Below are 21,670 nucleotides of genomic sequence, written 5' to 3' on the forward strand. Positions count from 1 at the left end.
CCCTCATCCGCCGGTGGCGGTTCTGCCACCTTACGGCTTCAAATCGCGTATGATCCGCATGATACCGGGAACATGTTCTCCCAATATGCAGTTAAAGTGATTGCCCGGCACATCGATGACTTCCACACGCTTTGCAGGCATGGTTCTCCAGAAGGGCCTCGGGTCGGGAATCCCCTGAAGAAGATCCGTGGCAAAAAAGTACACCAGCGTCCCTTGGTATGGATTCGGCGCATAGGTCTTGGCGGAGCCTACGGTAGCCTCAAACAGCCTGTATTGATGAACGAAGTCCTCAAAGGATATCTCGTCGGAGAGCAGATTATGCGAAGTGACGTAATCGAATATGGTTCTTATGCAGTCATCCAGGCTCATGGCCATGAGCGATTCCAGCTCCATGGCATCGGGGACAACGTCCGGTTGCTTCAGTACACAAAGAATAGGATCGTTCTCGAGACCGGAATAGATGTTCATGGGCAAAAAATAGGTTCCCAGATACATGAACAGCAGGCTGAGCTTGTGGGAAAAGGCTGCACCCGGCGCACCCGTATCGAAAGCCAGCAGATGCTCCACCTGTACGCCCTGCCGCTCAAGCTGCACCGCCAGTTCATACCCCAGCATCCCGCCAACGCAGAAGCCCGCAATAGAAATGCGTATGCCTGGCCTGCGGCGTACAAGATCCAGCACACCTTGTGCCCAGTAGGCCGCAAGTTCTTCCACAGTACGCAGCGGTTCAACGCTTCTGTCGTCTTTCCCCGGAAGGATACAGCCGTAGAAGTCCGCTTCATCCCGGCAGGCACGGGCAAAGTCGGAGAAAATCTCGCCTACTCGGCCCCGGCCTTCGGCAATACCTATCCACACCTTATCCCTGCCGTTTTCCTGCATAGGCAGCAGCACCTGTCCGGCCGTGCCGGGACCGGACACATATGCAGCCATCTGCTCCAGAGTATTCAGCGAATACAACTCCTGCACGCCGAGTTCTATACCGAATTCCTCATGAATACGGGCTATAAGTACGGTAGCCAGCAAAGAGTCACCACCGAGTTCAAAAAAGCTGTCATCCAACCCCGGTTCACCAACCTGAAGCACAGCTGCCCACATACGAGCCAGACGCTTCTGCACGTCGTTCTCCGGCGGACGCACCGTTCTGTTCTGCACAATACCGGCTTCCGGCACGGGCAGGGCCTTGCGGTCCGTCTTGCCGGAGCGATTGCGCGGAATAGCTTCCATCTCCACAAAGGTCGAGGGAATCATGTACGAGGGCAGTCTTTCTCTCAGAAAAGCTTCCATTTTTTCAGGCTCAAATTCCCACACCTCCAACGGTGAACGGGCGATGATGACATTCTGCTCCGCACCGTCCACGGTACGGCACTGCCTCACACAGTCAAAACCAGCAAGTCTGAGCTGCTCTTCCCACTGGTTTCCGTCGAGCAGGGGATGCAGCGGCCTGAGCTCCGTATCCTCGAACACGTCGAAGCCCTGCTGGAGTCCCATAGTGATGTCGTGATCCTTGTAAAATATGGTCTGCTCGATGATAAACATCACGCCGCCGGGCTTGAGCAACCTACGAAGAGCCGCCAAGGAAGGGGCTACCCGCTTCACGTCGTGCAGCACGCTTGCAGCGATGATGGCGTCAAAGGAATGAAGCTCAAATCCCTGCACCACGGGGTCTTCGTCAAGATCGAAGAGACGACAATGGAAAAACGGCCGTGCTCCAAATTTTTCTTCCGCATTCTGAAGAAAGTAACGCGAAATATCGGTAAAGCAGAAGCCTTTCGTCGTATCGGGGAGGACGGGAAGAACCACGCTCGTTGCTCCGCCATGGCCACCACCGACTTCCAGAATATTCAAAGGGTGATCCTCTGCCATGGCCGCCACCGCATCGCGGATAATCTGATAAGAATACCGGAATACGGCTCCATAGAGACCTTTGACACTGCCGGAGGCATACACTTCTGCGGAATGGCGCCTCTCAAGCAGAAGATCCGTCATGCTTTTTGCCTCCGAAGCGATGAAGCCGAGCCCGGACCTGGAAAAGGCACTCTGTACAACTTGTGAGGATGTGAAGACAAAGGGCTTTTCTAAGCGGAAACGTTCACCATGGCGTGAAAGAAAGCCAGCTTCCTCAAGATTGAGGAGCGCTCTTTTCAGCCAGCGCCCGTAGCGGGGGCGTATGCCCGTCATGCGGAGGATATCCTCCACTGTATGGCTTTCTCCTTCTTCCCTATACACACCGAGTTCGTAGAGAGAAGCCTGTACGGCGGCCTCATACAAGGCCGCCCCCACTCCCATGTTCTTCTCGTAATCCTTGCGCCGGCGCTCTTCCGCAATGCCCGCGATGTTCTCGTCAATACGGGAAACCGTTTCCCACATGGCTTCGGCGTCCTTCCATTCCACAGCACGGCGACTGTGCAGAGCATCGTTTCCACGGCTCGTGAAGTAAGCCGCTACACGAGGATTTTTCTTGTCGCCGTATGTCTGCACTACGGCCTCTCGGATATCGGGATGCCGAAGCAGCACATGTTCTATTTCCCCCAGCTCTACACGAAATCCGTTGAGTTTTATCTGGTTGTCTTCTCTGCCGAGAAAGACGATATAGCCTTCGGGATGGAAATAGCCTCTGTCTCCCGTGCGGTAGAGTCTCTCGCCGGTGACGGGGTGCAGGACAAAGGAACGTTCCGTCTTCTCCTTGTCATGCCAGTATCCGTCAGAAAGCCCCACACCGCCTATGTACAGATCTCCCGGGACATAGTCGGGGCATACTTTCATAAACTCGTCAAGGACATGGAAGCTCTGGTTTGCCAGAGGATAACCATAGGGGATACTTCCAAGAGATCCATTCACCTCCCCCACGGGATAAAATATGGACCAGATGGACGCTTCTGTCGCACCTCCCAGACTTACAACCTCAGCCTCGTAATGTGCACGGATGCGGTCCGGCAGATCCACCGGCAGCCAGTCACCGGAAAGCAGCACGAGCCTCAGCGTACCCTTGTTGCTACCGTGAAGAGCATCCTTGTAGTCCACGAGCATTTTCATCATGGCAGGAACGGTATTCCATACCGTTACCTGTTCTCTGTTAACCACATCCAGCCAGTGGGCCGGCTCCCGAAGAAGAACAGAATCGGGCATGACTATGACACCGCCAGCAGCCAATGTTCCGAAAATATCCCACACCGAGAGGTCAAAGCCGAGGTTGGCCAACGCTATCACCCTGTCCTGCGGTCCCACATGAAAACGGGCATTGATGTCCAGAATCGTATTGACCGCCGCCCTATGGCTTATCATGACGCCTTTGGGCTTTCCCGTTGAACCCGAGGTATAGATGACATAGGCAAGGTCGGAAATCTTCTGTACGGGTGTACGGGCGCAGAGTTCCTCAGCATTGCCTTCGGGAAGCGTATCCACAAAAACCATGTGTCGCCCGATAGAATCGCTGAATTTTTCCTTCAGATGCGACTGCGAAAACACCCAACGCACATCTGCATCATCGAGTATGTCCGTGAGTCTCTCCCTAGGCATGGCGGGATCGAGAGGAAGATATGCCGCTCCGGCAAACTGCACTGCAAGTACGGCTACCACCTGCTCCCAGCCCTTTTCCATGAGAACGGCCACAAGTTCTCCTGGAGCCACCCTGCCATCGATAATCTTTGCCGCCTCCTGGACGCGCCCGGCAAGCTCCCGATAGGTAAGCGTCATGTCCGGAGCCGACACTGCCTGTCTGTCGGGCCATTTCCGAACACTTTCCGTAAAGAGTATATGCATGTGCTGCCCACTCACGGAAGTTGCCGTATCGTTGTAAGCCTCTCTTGCCCTCTTCTGCCCCATAGGAAGTTGCACGACATCCTTCCGCTTCCAGAGCGATTCATCATCAGACAGACGTTCAAGCAGGTTCACATATGCATCCATCATACTTTCCAGAAAACCTTCATGGAAGTATTCTGCACGCACATCCCAATGAATATTAAGCTGCCCTGCCGATTCATAAACCTGATGGTCGAGAAGAAGCTGAGGCGTCTGACTGGAAGTGAATATCTTTTTCACCGGATGTCCGTCGAACAGCATTCCCTCAAGGCTATCGCCGTAGTCACCGAGCAGGAAGGTACTGGTGAACACAACCTCAAGGTATACTTGTTCCGAGGCGGAACGACCACGATTGAGTTCCCGCAGAACATCCACGCCGCCGAACTGCCTGTTGTCAAGATCACTCCAGAGACGATCTCGCAGGGCAAGTGCACGTTCTTCAAAACTCGCATCAGGGTCGTCGCGCACTTCCAGAAGAAGCGTGTCGGTAAAATCGCCGATGATGTCGTTGATTTCCCTGTGCAGGGGAAGTCTGTTAAAAAGTGTCAGATTCAGACAGAAGCTACGCTCTGCATTCCATCGACGGAGCACTTCGGAAAATACGGCCAACAGTATACTCGTAGGCGACAGGCCTATCTTCGTACCGTACTCCTTCAGTTTGCTCCAACGAACGGAATCAAGATGCCCCTCTAGCGGCTTGCTCACGGGTTCCCCCACATGCTCCTCCTTCAGCACCGGCATACGGGGCCCAGGGGAAAGGGTGGGAATGCGGTCGAGCCAGTACTGCCTTGCCTGCCTGTAGGACTCCATACTGCGGCGCTCCTCCAGAGACAATACATAGTCACGGAAAGTCAGTTCCAGCTCAGGCAGCGTCAGTGACGGATCATTATAGAATGCCTGGAGTTCCTTCATCATGAGCGGCAGGCTGAGCACGTCGGCATTCAATCCCTCAAGGCTGACATGCATACGAAAAGTATGTTCGTCAATGCGGGAAACATAGACGTCATACATGGGCCAGACATCCACAGGCTTGATTTTCTGGCGCAGTTCATCACGAATTTCCATCAGCACGCGCTGCCTCTCCTCCTCCGCCTTCCCGGAAAGGTCGAAGTATCTCACCTCAAAGGGCGGTACATGCTCAAGAATTTGTTGCTGACCGGTCTTATAAATAACGCAGCGCATCATGTCGTGTCGCGCCACGATCTTGCGCCAGGCGTTAGTATAGCGCTCGACATCCAGATCTTCGGTGTCCATCTCGAAATAGACGTGACTTGAAACATTGCTTGCACCAAGCGAGCCGTTTTCTCTGCCTATCATGTAGGCAAGCTGTATGTCGGTAAGGGGGAAAGGCTTATATCTGTCTTCAGGACGGGGAATGATGACGGGCGCCTTCTCATCCTTTCTCTCAAGGGTGAAATCGTCCTTTTCCAGAAACATGGCCAGAAGGGATTCCTGCTCTTCCGAAAGGCTGCTGCCTCCGGGAAACATAGGAGTGTCGTTCTGCATTCTTCGATACCTTGTAAAACTGGTAATGGAGTAACGAGACTCTATGACCTGCGGGCAAGCATGGCCTTGATCTCGTCATCCGACATGTTTTTTACTTTGATGTAAAGTTCTGCAATCTTTGCCGTCCTGCCAGGCTTTCCTTCAGTTTTGACCAGGTATGCGGCAAGCTTTCTCACAGTGTTTTCCGTGACCAGGGCGCGGATGGGCACCTTTGTATGGAAAATTTCCTCCAGTCTGCTCACCATGGGGATGGCGTGCAGGGAATCACCGCCCAATTCCACGAAAGCGTCATCGCAACCTACGGAGTCAAATCCAAGAATTTCCTGCCATACGGCGGCGATCACCTTTTCCACAGCAGTCTGAGGTTCAGCGTAGGGAACGGAAAGACGGGGCCTTTTCACCGTTGTCTGAGAATTTTTTCCCTGTGCGTAATCCATGAGTACGTTTTTTGCACTGTTTCTGAGTTCCGCCACAAGTGCAGGATAGTCCGAGGGAGAAACCATGACCTGAGCCTCGTGCAGTGCGAGAATGCGGCGTATGCATTCCATGCCCTCTCCGGCAAGAATACCGTGAGCCTCCACATTGCCGCCCACAGTCTCCATCATCTTCGGCAGCAGCACAGTTCCTATGCCTACGCCTTCCCAGTAGCCCCAGTTTACAGAAACCACACGGTAAGGCAGTCGGCCCGACACGGCACGAGCATAGGTGTCCATGAAGCAGCAACCCGCAGCATAATCCGCAAAGCCCAAGGGAGCCGTACTGGAGCACAAAGAGGAAAAGAGCATCACGAAGTCAGGATTTGTTCGCGTCATGATCTGCTCTATGACCCGCGTACCTAGTGCCTTGGTATTAATGACGGCCCTCGCTCGCTCATCGGTCTGCACCTGTATCATGCTTGAAGATACCGTTGAAGCAGCATGGAAGACACCGTTGATGACTCCGAAATACTTCAGTGCCATATCACACACATGAGACATCTGTTCCATGTCTGCAATATCGGCGGAACACACCAAGCACTCTCCGCCCATAGATTCCAACTCTCGCACCTGACGGATACGAAGAGCAATGCCCTCGTCCGCCCCGGGAGATGCGAGTATCGTATCCCAGGTCTCCCGAGGAGGAAGAGAAGTTCTTCCCACTAGGACAAGGCGCGCCCCCCAGCCCTTCACCAGATAACGTGAGAGCTCACAGGCTACACCGCCGAAACCACCGGTGATCATATAGACGCCTCCCCGGCGGAGCTGTACGCTATTCGTTGTGCCATTCTCCGTAAGAGGAATGTGCGCAAACGTCTGCTCCAGACGGCAGAGTCCCCGATAAGCGATGGTTTCCGCATAGTCTGCCGCCGGGCTCTCGCCTGTCAGAATTTTTCTGAGTGCAAAGACATCACACAGCACGGCATCAATCACAGCCGCCGGCAGTTTCTCTCCCTCCTTGGGGATTTCCACGTCAATGCTACATGTCTGAATATTTCCGTATTCATTGGGAATAACGCGACACGGCCCGAGAATCAGACTCTTTTCCGGTACAAGAATCTCTTGCCCTGTCACCTCTTGCATACCGTCGGCAATCACGGCAATACCGATCGGACGCTCTTCCATGTCAGACGCGGAGAGGGAACGCACAAGACCTACGAGACTCTGATAGCCCTGCGCATACAAGTCCCCCTCTCTTTCACACCCCACAAGCCATGCATGAATGACAAGGTCCGGTACAAAGCCGCGTTCCTTCAAAGTCTTCAGCATAGAGAGCATGTCTTCTTCCCTACCCGGACAGAGCTCAAGCTCACCCTGCGCAGCTTCGCCTTTTCGGCGGATAAGAATGCTCTCATGGCCATGCTCCGCAAGGCGTGCCGCAAGAGCGTCGGCTACACCTGAGGAGTCGGCAAGAATCAGAACACGCGCGCTCTTTTCGCTGCCGGTCATGCATGGTAAAAAAGTACGCCGCCACTGAGGAAGTACGAACCATTCGTCCAGCGAGTTTTTCTTTTCCATAAGCTTGCCCATCATGGACGCAAGCGCGGTTTCTCTCCTTTCCATCCGGCTGCGAGAACAAGCCTCCTCAGACCAGTAGCGAGTATCGGCAAAGGCATAGGTAGGCAGCGAAATACGCCTTCCCGACTCTGGCCAGACCAGATCCACGCCGGAGGCATATAAAGCGGCACAGGCTGCGGCCAGAGCCTGACAATCACTGACGTGTTGTCCTTCATCGCGCATGGAAAACACAATGGACTGCCCCTTGAGATCGGCGTGCCGTCTGGCCAGAGTTCCCAGGATCTTGCCCGGACCGACTTCCAGAAGCACAGCGTTGCTATCTTTTAGAATGGCCGCTATGTTTTCGCTGTAACGCACGGGACGGCGAATGTGACCCGTCCAGTATTCGGGGCTGACTGCTTCTTCATCAGTCATCCATGTCCCGGAAACATTGGAAAGCAACGGAGCCTTTGGAGTGTTCATACGCACAGAGGACAACATAGCCTGAAATTCATCGAGGATAGGTTCCATAAGTGCGCTGTGTCCGGCTCTGGTTGCTGCGACACGACGATAATGAATACGCATGGCACCAAGCTTTTCTTCCAAGGCTTCCATATCTTTGGGACGACCGGAAACAGTACATAGTTTCTCCGCATTAATGGCGGCAATGGATAAACTGCCTTGCAACAGAGGAAGAATGCTCTCTTCGGAGGCATAGAGCAGAAGCATGGCCCCCTCTTCCACCCGGTCCATGAGCTGACCGCGCCTGACCGCTATGGCAAGGGCATCCTCAAGAGAAAACACTCCGGCCATGACTGCGGCCAGGTACTGCCCGAAACTGTGCCCTACATAGCCTGCCGGGCATATACCTCGATGGAGCCAAAACCTGGCAAGAGCATATTCCGTGGCAAAGAGCGATGCGAAGCTGAACGTAGGAGCGGCCATCTTCTGCGACGCAGCTTCCCTGTCCACTTCCTGTGCGTAAAGAATATTGCGGATATCTTCCCCAAGCAGCGGCAAAAGAATGCGAGCACATTCATCTATGGCGTCACGATACACGGGTTCTTCTTCGTAAAGCTCCCTGCCCATACCGACATACTGGGACCCCGCCCCAGGGAACAGAAAATAGACGCTGCTGGCAGAGCCTTCCCCTGTTCCTTCCACAAGTCTTTCCTTCCACCGCCTATCCGTCAGCTCTGACAGCAGCGATGACGTCGAGTCCGCCGTTAATGCACGCCGACATCCGAAATGCCTGCGTCCCCTTTGAAGAGTACGGGCGATATCCCGAATATCCGTCTGCGGATGCTTCTCAAGAAAAGCCGAAAGCCTACTGGTCATATTCTCCAGTGCTTCTTCCGTTCTTGCAGACAGAGGAATGACGCTCCATTTTTTCTCAGAAAAAGAAACATTGCCGCGGGGAGCCTCTTCCAGAACCATATGACAGTTGGTACCGCCAAGGCCGAAGGAACTCACTGCGGCCCGCAGAGGACCTTCAGATGTCCACGGACAGGCTTCAACCTGAACATGGAACCGACTGTGCTCAAAGTCTATCTCCGGGTTGGCCTTTTCATAGTGCAGCGCAGGAGTCAGCATCTTTTTATCGAGAGAAAGCATGACCCGAATGAATCCGGCTATACCCGCGGCGGAATTAAGATGGCCTACGTTGGTCTTCACCGAACCCAGAGCGCAGGGGACGGAAGAATGCCCATACACAGTTTCCAGAGCACGCACTTCCATGGGATCCCCCATAGGTGTGCCCGTGCCGTGTGTTTCTATGAAGGTAATGCTACCTGCCTCCACACCGGAAATTTCCAGGGCTTCACGAAGTACGCTTTCCTGTCCATGAACGCCGGGAGCAGAAAAACCTATCTTGTCGGCACCGTCATTGTTCACAGCAAAGCCGCGTACCACACCATAGATATGGTCTCCGTCCTCAAGCGCATCCTCCAGCCTGCGCAACAGTACGACACCCACACCGTTGCCGTACATCATGCCCGAAGCACGATGATCAAAGGCATGGCAACATGCGTCACGCGACATGGCTCCATCCTGCCCGGCAAGATACCCCGTCTTTTCCGGAAGCGAAATGGAAATCCCCCCGGCAAGCGCCATGTCACATTGATAGTCCAGAAGCGCCTGGCAAGCCGTAGCCGTAGCCACAAGAGAGCTGGAACACGCACTCTGCACACTGAAGGCTGGCCCCTTCAATCCGAATTTATACGCTACTCTTGGGGCGGCATAGTCCTTGTCGTTCCCCATAAGCCTGCTGAAAAAAGGCATGGGGTGTTCCGGCATGGTAAGATTGTCGGAAACAAGATAGCTGCTCTGCGTGATACTTGCGTATACTCCTACCGAGGCTTCCTCTCCCGGTACATGTCCTGCATCCTCAAAGGCCTCCCAGGCACATTCGAGGAATATACGCTGCTGAGGATCCAGTTCCTCGGCCTCCTTCGGCGTATAACCGAAAAATTCAGCATCGAATCTGTCCACGTTGCCGAGAATATAGCCCTTCTTTACATATTCCTCGTTTTTCAGAAGGCGCCCGGGAATAATCTGTGCAAGTTCTTCATCGGTGAACGTCGTGCGAACGTCGGCACCGGATACCAGATTTTCCCAGAAGCGTTCCAGCGAGTTGGCACCAGGAAACCTCCCCGCCATGCCGATGACCGCTATAAGTCCGCTATCCCTGTCTTCCGTCATAATCACCTCATTTTCTTCTTCCAGTGTTGTCGCCATGTTCTCTCCGCTACGCCTACTGCCTTCAAAACGTCGAACGTCTCTTCCGCATCACGGCCCGGTCTTTCAGGTGTTTCTTTCTCATGGCTGCACGCCCGGAAGATGCAAGTGATGTCTCCTTCCCGGAGCTCTTACCTTCCAGAAACGCCGCCATAGTGCGTATGTCGGGATAAGTAAAAACGCTTACCAGGGGAAATTCCCTTGCAAATACTTTCGTCAATTCCCTGTGCAGGCGTACGGCCAAAACCGAAGTCCCCCCTGCATCAAAAAAATTATCATCAATGCCCGCAGGCCTGTGTCCTAGGACGGCGGCCCAAGCATCAGCAATTCTGCTTTCCGTTTCCGATGAAACTTCGACAACCTGTTTCCGCGGCACATTGCACTCTTCCGCCAGGGCAAGAAGACGTTTTCTGTCCACCTTTCCGTTGGAGGAAAGAGGCATGGAATCCATCTTTATAACCACGGCAGGAACCATGTAATCGGGCAGTCTTTCCCGTACAGTTTGAAGCAGCTCTTCCGTATCCGGATTTCCGTCCGTCACCACGCAAGCCACAAGCCTACGCGAAGAGGCACTTTCCCCAGAAACCACAACGACAGCCTCACGCACATCTTTTCTGGAGAGCAGCACCGACTCTATTTCACCAAGTTCGATGCGATGCCCGCGGATTTTTACCTGGAAATCTTTACGCCCGAGAAATTCCACTTGTCCGTCGGGAAGCATACGCCCCATATCGCCTGTGCGGTACAGCCTTTCCCCCGTATCGGGATGTGTGAAGAAACTCGAAGCCGTACGGACGGCATCCTTCCAGTATCCCCGCGCCAGACCTGTTCCGGCAATACACAGCTCTCCGGGAACATAGTCAGGGCAATCCTCAAGACGGGAATTCAGAATATACCAGCGCTGATTACGCAACGGCCTGCCGTAAGGCACACTCTTCCATCCAGAATCCACAGTCTCGATGGGATAAAAAATGGACCAGATGGAGGCTTCCGTGGCTCCGCCAAGGCTGTACTGCACGGCAGACGGTGCCGCCATACAAAGACGCCCAGGAAGATCAAGGGGTATCCAGTCGCCACTCATGAGAACAAGGCGCAGGGGAACACTGCCTAATTTCCCAAAAAACTCCATATATTCCACCAGCATCTGCACAAGCATAGGTACGGAATTCCATATGGTGACCCCCTTTTCCGCAGCCAGCATCTGCCAGTGGGAAGGATCCTTCAGCTTATCCGCATCCGGCAGAACCACGGCTGCGCCTGAAAGCAGCGCCCCCCATATGTCATATACAGAAAGATCGAAATGCAGTGCGGAGAGTCCGAAAAGCCTGTCGTCTGGCGTCAGATGGAAACGATCATTCATGTCCAGCACAGTGTTCACCACACCACGGTGATCAATGGCCACACCCTTCGGGCTGCCGGTAGAACCCGATGTATAGATAATATAGGCAAGATCTTCTTCTAATACGGAATCTTCTGGAGCATCCTCAGATTCCGGCAGAATATCTACGGCAATAACACATGATTCCTCGGGCCAGCACAGAGTGGAAGCAAGATCAGCCTGGGTAAGTATGACTTTCATACCGGCATCAGCTGCTATCTGTGCAAGACGAGCAGGAGGAACATGGGCATCGACGGGCACATAGACGGCTCCAGCAAGAACAATACCTTCTACAGCCGCCACCTGTTCCCAGCCTTTTTCCATGACAACGCCCACCAGGTCACCGCGTTTCACTCTCGCTTCCACTAGGGCATGAGCCACGGCGCAGGCTCGGCGGTAGAGTTCACCATGTGTCATGGTGCGTCGTGAGGTAATCACCGCAGCTCTATCTGCATGGCGCAGCGCTGCGTGACGAACGAGAGAGGACAACGTGCCTGCATTATGCTTCCACGTCGTATCGTTGTAGACCTCCCGAGTACGAAGCTGCTTATCAGGAAGAGTAACAACGTTCCGATACGACCATGTGTCCTCATTACTGGCAAGACGATGCAACAGATCCACATAGGCGCAGAACATATCCTCTACCATTCCCTCGGGGAAAAGACCTTCCACGACATCCCAGTTGAGCATGAGTCTGCCATCCTGCTCATAGGTCTGATGATCCAGCCAGACCTGCGGTGTCTGAGTAAGACTGGTGACAAGGGTACCGAGTCCGGAAAAGCTTGATGCATCGCGTCCTGCGCCTCCGAAACCCGCTGCACCGGTGAATACCACAGGCATACGCATGACCCGCCCCGATGATGCCAGTTCCCGCAGGACACGTACGCCGCTCACCGTACGGTGGCTCATGTCTTCCCACAGGCGACTCTGTATCCTCCTTGCCCTGCCGAGGAACAAAGGTTCGGCATCCATGTCCACTTCCAGAAGCTCAATAGAGGAAAAATCCCCTACAATGTCATTTACCTGCTCATGAAGCGGCAATCGATTGAAAAGCGTAAGGTTAAGCGTGAAGCGCGAAGATGCGCTCCAGCGGCCTATCACCTCCGCATAGGCCGATACGAGCACACTCGAAGCCGATAGACCCAGAGTACGTATGCGCTCCTGCAGTCTCGTCCATACGGCCGACTCCAAAGAAGAAGCCAAACGAACAGTACGAGCATGGGCAATTTCCGAAGGCTGTCTGGCAAGGGGAAGCTCAGGAGCCGGGGGAAGTGACTCCATTCTCTGTTTCCAGTACTCAAAATCCCTGCGCCAGCGTGCCGTCGCTTCCAGCTTTTTCTCTGCAAGCACATAGTCGCGGAAGGAAAGGGAAAGAGGACAAAGCCTGGTTTCAGGATCGTCGTAAAGTTTCCGCCATTCTTCAAGCAGCAGGAAAATACTCCATGCATCGGCGAGCATGGCGTCAAAATCGAGGAAAAGGCGCATTCTTTCCTTTCCATCCTCGCAATAAAGCGCAGCACGTATATCGAAAAGCGGCCATACATCTGCAGAAAGTATCTGAGAAGACATGTTCCGCCGCACTTCTGCCATGGTTTTTCCGGCCTCTTCTCCATTGCGCAGATCATAGACCCGGAAGACATACGGCGCTGTAAAAGGCAGTATCTTCTGCATACCGTCTGCCTGAATTACCACGCGCAGCATGTCATGCCTCTGCACCAGCATATTCCATGTACAGGAAAGCCGTTCCAGATCCATACCCTCGCTGTCAAACTCAAAATAGACATGACTTGAAACATTCCCAAGTTCATACGCGCCTATACGCCCTATCCAGTAGGAATGCTGCACATCCGTAAGCGGGAAGGGAAGAAAACGCCCGGCCTCATCACTCTCCACGGCAGGCAGATCACCCGTATCTTCCGACACTCCGCTCTCTGCATTCAGACATTGGGCAAGAGAGGCAATGTCCGGAAAACGGAAAAGCATGTCCAACGTAACTTCCCTTTCCAACTCCCGGCGCATTTCCGCCACAAGACGCGTTGCAATAAGGGAGTCTCCCCCAAGCTCAAAGAAATTGTCCTCTGCTCCTACATGGGGCAGGATGAGAACACGCCGCCATATGGAGGCCAACGCCTGCTCCATGACAGAGAGAGGTCGCTCTTCCGTCCCACTCTTCTCCTCAAAGGCAGGCAGCGCCTTGCGATCCAGTTTTCCGTTGGCAGACAGGGGCAGCTTCTCAAGTCTGCCGAACACTGACGGAATCATGTATTCCGGTACTCGGTCGACTAGGAAGGAACGAACTTTTTCAAAAAGTTCATCATCAGCCATAGAGACTCCGGCCACTACATACGCGCCCAGCCGGCGTATTCCCCGTGATCCGGTCACGGTCACGGCAACTGCATCCTTCACCGCTGGGCACTGCCGCATGGCGGCTTCTATTTCTCCGAGCTCAATACGATGCCCACGTATTTTCACCTGACTGTCGACACGACCGAGAAACTCTATGGTTCCGTCTGGCCAGAAGCGTCCCATGTCGCCGGTTCTGTACCAACGGACTCCTCCCTGCTCCAAAAAGCTCACGGCAGACCGCTTCTCATCACCAAGATAGCACCGGGCTACTCCAGCCCCGCCTATCCACAGTTCTCCCTCCACCCAGTCGGGGCAATCTCGCCCCCTCGCATCCACGACACGGTAACTCTGGAGAGACAGCGGCCTTCCATACGGTATGGATTTCCAAAAAGATGGCACAGGTGTAGGAACCTCTATGATGTTCGACCAGATGGAGGCTTCCGTAGCGCCTCCCATGGCAATGAAACGTGCCTGGGACGTGCATGCGGTAAGGCGGAGTGGCAGATCAAGTCCTATCCAATCTCCAGACAGAAGAGCCACGCGCAAAGGTAATTTCCATCCCCGTCCTTCGGCCGCGACAAGAAGCATATCCAACAGTATGGGCACAGAATTCCATATCGTCACGCCATGACGGCAGACAACCTCAACCCAGTCTTCTGCACTCCGGCGCGTAGCTTCATTCAGCAACACCAGCTTCGCCCCACAAGAAAGAGTGCCGAAAATATCGTACACGGACAGGTCAAAATCCAGAGAGGATACTGCCAGACATGCATCCATCGTACCCGGATTCAACCGACTGTTGATATCTCGGATGGTGTTTGCCGCGCCGCGATGCTCTATGGCCACACCTTTGGGTTCACCCGTGGAGCCGGAAGTAAAGATGACGTAGGCAAGGTCAGCGGCATCCACGTCAACAGGAGCGTTCAACGGAGATTTATAAAAACGATCCGCGATATCCACGAATTCGACACCCTCAGGAAGGGAGGAAGGTTCCACCACATCGGCAGCACCGAGAACAAAACGCCCCTGCGTACGATGGAGTATACGCTCCCGCCTTGCCGCAGGCTGTGTATGACTCACTGGAACATAAAAGCCACCTGCGGCAAGCACACCCAGCACGGCAATGATTTGTTCTCTGCCCTTCGGCAGGGTAACGGCCACTGGCATCCCCTTTTGCACTCCCCGTTCCTGAAGAAGTGCGGCGACACGAAGCGCCTCTCGTGCAAGTTCTCCATAGGTGACGCTCTCTCCCGTCATACCGTCCACAAGGGCCACGAGTTCGCCGTGAATTTCGGCCAATTCAAAAAATCCGGCATGAAGAAGTGCGTTTGGCGCAGGCTGTGCCAGAGCCTTATCCTTTTCCCGGGCCTCGCGCTGACGCTCGGGTAAGACATCAGGTACGCAATCCCAAAAATCGCGGTCTCCAGCGAGCTTCTGTAAAAGATGACCGCAAGCAAGAAGCATATCATCCACCATGCCTTCGGGAAAAAGCTCTTCCGCCGTATCCCAGGCAAGTACCAGTCCACCGTCGGAACTTTCATATACCTGATAGTCCAACCAGACCTGAGGTGTCTGGGAAAGCATATCATGCAGCACGCCCAAATATTCCCGGCATTCATCGGTAAGAAGGGGCGTCCCCAGATTACAGGCGAACACGACAGGAGCAATGAACGTATCGCCAGGACGTATTTTCGCGAGCTCACGCTGCACGCTTACACCGGAAAAGGAAGAATGTGCCACATTCTCGTAAAAGCGGGCCTGTATGTCTCCCAGACGGGCAAAAAAAGTTTTTTCTTCCGTACAGTCAACATCTACCAGTAGAAGATTGGTGAAGTCAGCTACAACGTCTTCCAGTCCGGCGTCTCCCGTTTCACGGTCAAACAGCGGAAGATTGATGAAAAATCTAGAGTTACTGCTCCACCGGGCAAGCACTTCGGCATAGGCAGTAAGCAGCACCATGGCGGCTGTGACGCCACGTACCTTCGCCTCCTCCTTCACCGCATTCCATTCCCTAGAAGAAAGACGGAAGATGCGCCGCCTGTAGGTGGCCTTTTCCACCTGCGATGGATCGCATTTGAGCGGAAGAGCAGGCGCACCGGGAAGTTCAGAAAGCCGGCTTTTCCACCAAAGGGAGTCTTTTTCTCTGTCAGCGCGAATCCGGAGGTTCTTTTTCGTCAGGTAGTCGGAGAATCGCCAGTCTGCCGGTGCCGCAGGGGTAACACCACGAGCATAGGCAGCGGCCAGATCACGAAGTACTATGCAAAAACTCTGCACATCCGCAACCAGCAGGTCGATATCGAAAAAAATGCGGGTACGTCCCCCAGAAAGAAGGCACAGCTCAAGGCCGGCAAGACGGCCTTTTTCCACTTCAAGACGGCGGCAAGAGAGCACCTTTCTCCGCTCAGCGAGAAAAGCGGCTTCCTCGTTGCCGTCCATCCGCGTGCAGTCATGCACGACAAGAGCGTCGGAACAGACCTCCGGCAGAATATTCTGACTGCCGTCCTCAAGAAAAACAGTACGCAACATAGCATGATGACTCAGCACTATGCGCCAAGCATCGGCAAGACGATCAGGGTCAACATCACGACCGTCCAGTTCTATATAGGCGTGACAGCCTACCCCACCAAGAGCCTGTCCGTCCCTGCGCCCTATCCAATAGGCATACTGAACATCAGTCAAAGCAAAAGGAGCATTCTCAATTTCCGTTCGCTCCATGTGATCTTCTAGAACCTTCTCTCCTGCCCTGAGACGCAGAATCTCCATCCAGCGCTGAAGTACCGGTTCTGCCATCATTTCGGCAAATGTCACCTTCACACCGGCTTTACGCCAGCGACTGACAAGACGCATGATCTTCAAAGAGTCCAGCCCAAAGCCGACAAGATTATCCGTATCGGAAAACTGTGTTGTCGCAGTCAGCTTTTCTATAGTCTGACGGACAACATTATACTCTATCACTGTGGGGTCTTTAACTGCCATGTATTCACCTGCTCCCAAAATCATCCATTGGAAAATGTTCAGTTTCCGGCGGCTCGGCGCTCTGCAGCCATAACAGCCAGAATACGCTTATCCACCTTACCCACACTGGTCACAGGCCACGCCTCCACAACTTCAAGCTGATCGGGATATTTGAAACGGGCCATGCCGCTTTTTTCAAAATGAGAATATACATCCGTCAGGGAAGGCGCATTTTCATCTGTTATGATCCATGCACAGATACGCTCGCCAAGTTCCGCATCTTCCACTCCCACGACAGCGGCATCAGTAACACCGGGCATCGTACGCAACACAGTTTCCACTTCCACGGGGGCAATCTTCTCACCTGCCCGATTGATCTGTTCCTTGATGCGACCACAGACCACAATCCGGCCTTCCGCCGTAAAACGAGCAACATCACCGGTTCGATAGTAACCGTCCTCCGTAACCGCATAGCTATTCACTTCAGGGGCACGATAGTATCCCTGAATGGTGTACGGACCGCGCACTATCATTTCCCCGGCTTGTCCATAAGGCACGTCATTTCCGCACTCATCGACCATGCGTACCTCATCGGCAGGAGAAATGGGCCACCCCTGTGTATTGCAGATGGTTTCCTCATCATCGTCCAGCGACGTAGTGCAGATAAGCCCTTCTGCCGTTCCAAACACATTGACCATTTTGCAGCCGAGTACCGGCTCTACACGAGCCGCCATTCCCGGATCTACTGCTGAGCCACCTGCTTCGATAAAGCGCAGGGAAGAAATATCCGCATCTTCCCACTCTTTAACTTCCAGCCACAAATTCAGCAGTGCCGGAACAAGAGCCGTAAAAGTAATACGCTCACGTTCAATAAGTGCAAAAGCCTCCTCCGGACCGATATTTCCCGCGAGAACAACCTTGCCACCATGCATGAATGTTCCAATAATACCTGGAGCGGAAAGAGAAAAATTATGAGCGGCAGGCAGCACTACAAGATACGCGTCCGTCTCGCACAGGCTCAGTCGCTCGGAAGCCGCCCTTGCATTGTAAGCATAGTCGGTGTGCCGGCGAGGAATAAGCTTTGGTGTACCCGTAGTCCCCCCGGAAAGCAGCAACAACGCCGTATCCGTAAAGGAAAAACTTTTGAATGGCGGCTTCCCCCCTCGCTTCCGCAGACTCTTCAAAGGAATCGTTCCTTCTATGCCTCCATTGTCAGTGATGATATGCTGAAGATAAGAGTAGTTCGACTTCAGAGCATCTACTGTGGGTCCATACTCCAAAGAACCAGAGCGGTCAGTGGTAATATAAGCTACAGGTTCCGCAAGGGAACACAATGCCGTAATATCCGCCTGACGACTAGCGGGAAGCGCCATAATGGGAATAGCTCCAATTCGGAACAGGGCAAACACCGCAATGATCAAGGACAGTTTATTAGGAAGTTGTACAAGTACTCTGTCCCCTGCCTCTATGCCGAGGCTTGCCAAGCCGGCAGCATATTCATCTGCAAGCCGATCAAGCTCTTCGTATGTCACTGTACCGTCCGAAGCAACAACTGCCGTTCTTGCAGCGTACTTATGAGCTGCTTCATGCAATTCTTCTCCCAAAGTCCGGGGAAGCCAATACCCTTTTTCCACGTATTCCCGTTCTGGAACCTGATACATTCTCCATTCTCCTTTCTTGCGCTCATGCCAAACCAAGCATGCTTATATGAAAATGAAATTCATTATCAAAATATATCAAAAAAAATATTGCACCGCATATACACAGTTATGACAGCACACCTCTAAACATCACTCGGCAGAGAGCATAACCCGTGCTGTTCATCGCTGAACATTCCCTATCAGACCAAAAATTGACCACATCCTTACTTCTCACAAACTGTATCTATAACATCCTATATTACTTCTATTAAAAATATATTTCTCTAATTCATCATTGAAGGAAGCCAAAGACTTAATGAAGGAAATGAAAAAAGTAGCATAAGATGTATTATATCATCCACTAAAAACCATGACACACCATGAAAAATTGTAGTAAGCGGAACATCATGAGCAACTGATTTAATTACAAATACATTTAATCCTACAGGAGGTGTTATTTGCGCTATTTCAAAAATTCTAACTATAATAATACCAAACCATATAGGATCATACCCTAAAGATGTAATAAGAGGAAAAACTATTGGCATTGTAAGCACAATCATGGCAATAGGTATCATTACACAACCAAGAATAACATACATTAATATAAGTATCACCATTATCATAAAAGGACTTAAATCAAGAGAACTCACCTCAGATGCCAGAGTAAAGGGAATACGAGTGACCGAAAAAAAATACCCCAGCACCATAGCCCCCACCATGACGATCATAATCATAGCAGTGGATTTAACGGCGTCCATAAGCGATATGCCAATGGCTTGCAGAGTTAGTCTGCGGCGCCCCAGTGCTAGAATAAGTGCGCCTACGGCACCTACAGCAGCAGCTTCCGAAGGACTAAACCAACCTTCACATATTCCTCCCATTACCAACGCAAAAAGAGCTAATACTGACCAAGAGGCTTTGAGTGACACCAGCCTTTCCTTCCAAGGGAAAGGTGCACAGGCAGGTCCAGCAGCAGGCTTCAGACGGCATATAACAGCCACTGTTACAGCGTAAAACAACGCCTGAAGAATCCCAGGTATAATTCCTGCCATAAACAGTTTTGCAATATTTTGTTCCGTAAGCATTCCATAGATGACAAGTACCGTAGACGGGGGAATAAGCACACCCAGTGTTCCTCCCGCAGCTACTACTCCAGTACTAAGTGCAGGGTCATAGCCAAGCTTTTTCATTTCTGGTAAAGCCACAGAGCCCATCGTTACGGCAGTCGCCAGCGTCGTTCCGCTCAATGCGGCAAATCCGGCACAGGCCCCCACGGTAGCCAGAGCAAGTCCTCCCCTAAAATGCCCTACCAGGCGATGTAGCATTCTAAATAGCTCTTCAGAGATTCCACTATGAAAGCAAATATTCCCCATAAACATAAACAGAGGAATAACCGCATAGTCATACGAGGCAACACTAGTCCATGGAGCCGTGCGTAAAAGATTTCCTCCTGCTTCTATGCCAATCAAGGCCATCATCCCTGCAACCCCCACAACCCCCATGGACACAGCCACTGGTACACGAAGAAAAAGAAGGGTCAGCAGTGCAACCAGTCCCCCCAAACCGATCCATTCAGCTGTCATGACGCACCTCCTTCCTGAGCTTGATTCCCTCAAAAGCATGAATCAAAAAAACCACAGCAAGCAGTAAAAAACCTACTCCCAGCAGTAAAATAAACGGACCAGTCAACAAACTTGTCGTAGGTGTACATTCTCCATTTCTAAATGCATCAAAAGCATAGCTCAGGGTCTTTAATCCCGTCGCTGAGCAGAAAAGAAACCCAAGCATGTTACTGAATCCATACAAAATACACTGGACGCGTAATGGCATAAGGTCAGTTATAATCTCCACATCAAGATGGCTATGGGTTGTCCCTGTAAATGCAAGTCCGCAGCCAACCATAGCCCCCATACAAACCTCTATTACCTCGAAAACACCTGGAATGGATGTATTTACTAGACTTCGGGCAAGAACATCTGTCGTTATCAAAAGCGCCATAAAAAAAAGCAAAGCACAGCCCGCGCGATTTCCCCAGCGGGCTGTACTGCTCACGACGCTGCGCAATATTGCAGCAGCTTTCATAAAAATAATTCCCCCATTTTACTGCATTTCATATTTCTTCATAAGTTCCATAAACTCGGAAACATAACGCTTAGCCTCAGGCACGCCTTCTTTTTCTATGCGTTCAAGTTCCCTTTCCCGAACTTCTGTGCATACCCGATTCATTTTTTTTCTTTCCTCACCAGAAAGAGTAATTATCCTTTTACCTTCTCTGCCGAGCTCCGCTTTCACGTCAGCCGCAATAAAAGACTCTGTTTCTCCTCCTAGTGCAGCAAAATGCGCTCCGCTTGCATCTTCAATCACTTTCTGCAAATCGGGCGGAAGAGCATTCCATCGATTCTGGTTAATAACAAGATAAAAATAAATGGGGGGCAAAAAATCCCCTTCTGTAAACGAGGTACATATATCCGTAAGTCCAAAGCCCCGATGCCCTTCCCATGCGGCAACAGCAGCTTCCACAATTTTTTTCTGAAGATTCATAAAAATATCAGGACCAGGCACTGTCATTACAGAAGATCCCATATACTCAGCAAGTACGGCCGTACTTTTTCCATTTGTACGGAGACGTAACCCCTTGAAACTATCCGTACTTTCTACTGGTCTGGTTACACTACCTATAACCATGGGTGAAACATGTACTCCTAGTATCTTCACCCCTTTCGCCTCTTCATGAAAAGCAGGATACTTCTCCATCAGTTCCCATACGGCCAGCGAAGCTGCGCGCGGATCGGTAATGTTCAATCCCGGAACATAAAGAGTTTCCAAAGCCTTCAGTCTGTCCGTGAAAAAAAAGGAATGCAGATAGGCAATATCCACCAGTCCATCTTGGCAAGCCATAAGATTAACATTAGGCTTAGCAAGAGAACCGTTGGGATAAAGATTGATTTTTATGCGCCCTTGGGAAGCTTTCTCCACCGAGGAACTCCAAGCCTCCAGAGTCCGCACCTGTTGTACAGACTGAGACCCCAGACCTGTTTCAAAATTTAAGATGAACTGCTCCGCAGCAACCGCCGGAAACGACACGACAGCACAGCTCAAAACCACACCGCATAAGGTCTGCACGATTTTTTTCATTTTCTTCCTCTTCCAATAGACATATTCCCCCCTTTTTATCCTCAGCCTTCATACGACATCGCAGTCTATGTCGTACAAATTCTCACACTCAACATTTTCTTACGATAATCTCTCCTCCAAAAACTCCTAGGCTCAGGACTCATTAATTGCCAAAAGGGTAAAAAGTTCTTATTGTCGGCATAGGGAGGATGCCATGAAGG

General features: G+C 52.2%; 7 protein-coding genes. All 7 read right to left on the bottom strand.

What is annotated here, in order from left to right; all coding sequences use genetic code 11:
- Nucleotides 1–30: 30 nt before the first annotated feature.
- Nucleotides 31–5,304 (bottom strand): non-ribosomal peptide synthetase, encoded by a 5,274-nt coding sequence (locus Q0K07_RS13195; RefSeq protein ID WP_294559821.1) that lies wholly within the window; start codon nucleotides 5,302–5,304, stop codon nucleotides 31–33.
- A gap of 41 nt (nucleotides 5,305–5,345) precedes the next feature.
- Nucleotides 5,346–10,013: a type I polyketide synthase gene (locus Q0K07_RS13200; RefSeq protein ID WP_294559822.1), complete on the bottom strand. Its 4,668-nt coding sequence runs from the start codon at nucleotides 10,011–10,013 to the stop codon at nucleotides 5,346–5,348.
- Nucleotides 10,014–10,038: 25 nt separating this feature from the next.
- Nucleotides 10,039–16,713, bottom strand: a complete 6,675-nt coding sequence (locus Q0K07_RS13205) for a non-ribosomal peptide synthetase (RefSeq protein ID WP_294559823.1) — start codon at nucleotides 16,711–16,713, stop codon at nucleotides 10,039–10,041.
- A gap of 38 nt (nucleotides 16,714–16,751) precedes the next feature.
- On the bottom strand, nucleotides 16,752–18,353 hold the full coding sequence (locus Q0K07_RS13210; protein ID WP_294559824.1) for a (2,3-dihydroxybenzoyl)adenylate synthase: 1,602 nt from the start codon (nucleotides 18,351–18,353) through the stop codon (nucleotides 16,752–16,754).
- Between the two features lie 263 nt (nucleotides 18,354–18,616).
- The gene (locus Q0K07_RS13215; protein ID WP_294559825.1) at nucleotides 18,617–19,918 is read right to left on the bottom strand and encodes a TRAP transporter large permease; all 1,302 of its coding nucleotides are present in this window, start codon (nucleotides 19,916–19,918) and stop codon (nucleotides 18,617–18,619) included.
- Entirely contained in the window at nucleotides 19,908–20,417 is a 510-nt protein-coding gene (locus Q0K07_RS13220) for a TRAP transporter small permease (protein WP_294559826.1), read from the bottom strand. The genes Q0K07_RS13215 and Q0K07_RS13220 overlap by 11 nt, the downstream gene beginning before the upstream one ends.
- 18 nt (nucleotides 20,418–20,435) lie before the next feature.
- Complete coding sequence (gene dctP, locus Q0K07_RS13225) at nucleotides 20,436–21,470, bottom strand: TRAP transporter substrate-binding protein DctP (protein ID WP_294559827.1); 1,035 nt, start codon at nucleotides 21,468–21,470, stop codon at nucleotides 20,436–20,438.
- Nucleotides 21,471–21,670: the final 200 nt, after the last annotated feature.

It is taken from the genome of uncultured Mailhella sp. (assembly GCF_944324615.1).
Classification (GTDB): domain Bacteria; phylum Desulfobacterota; class Desulfovibrionia; order Desulfovibrionales; family Desulfovibrionaceae; genus Mailhella.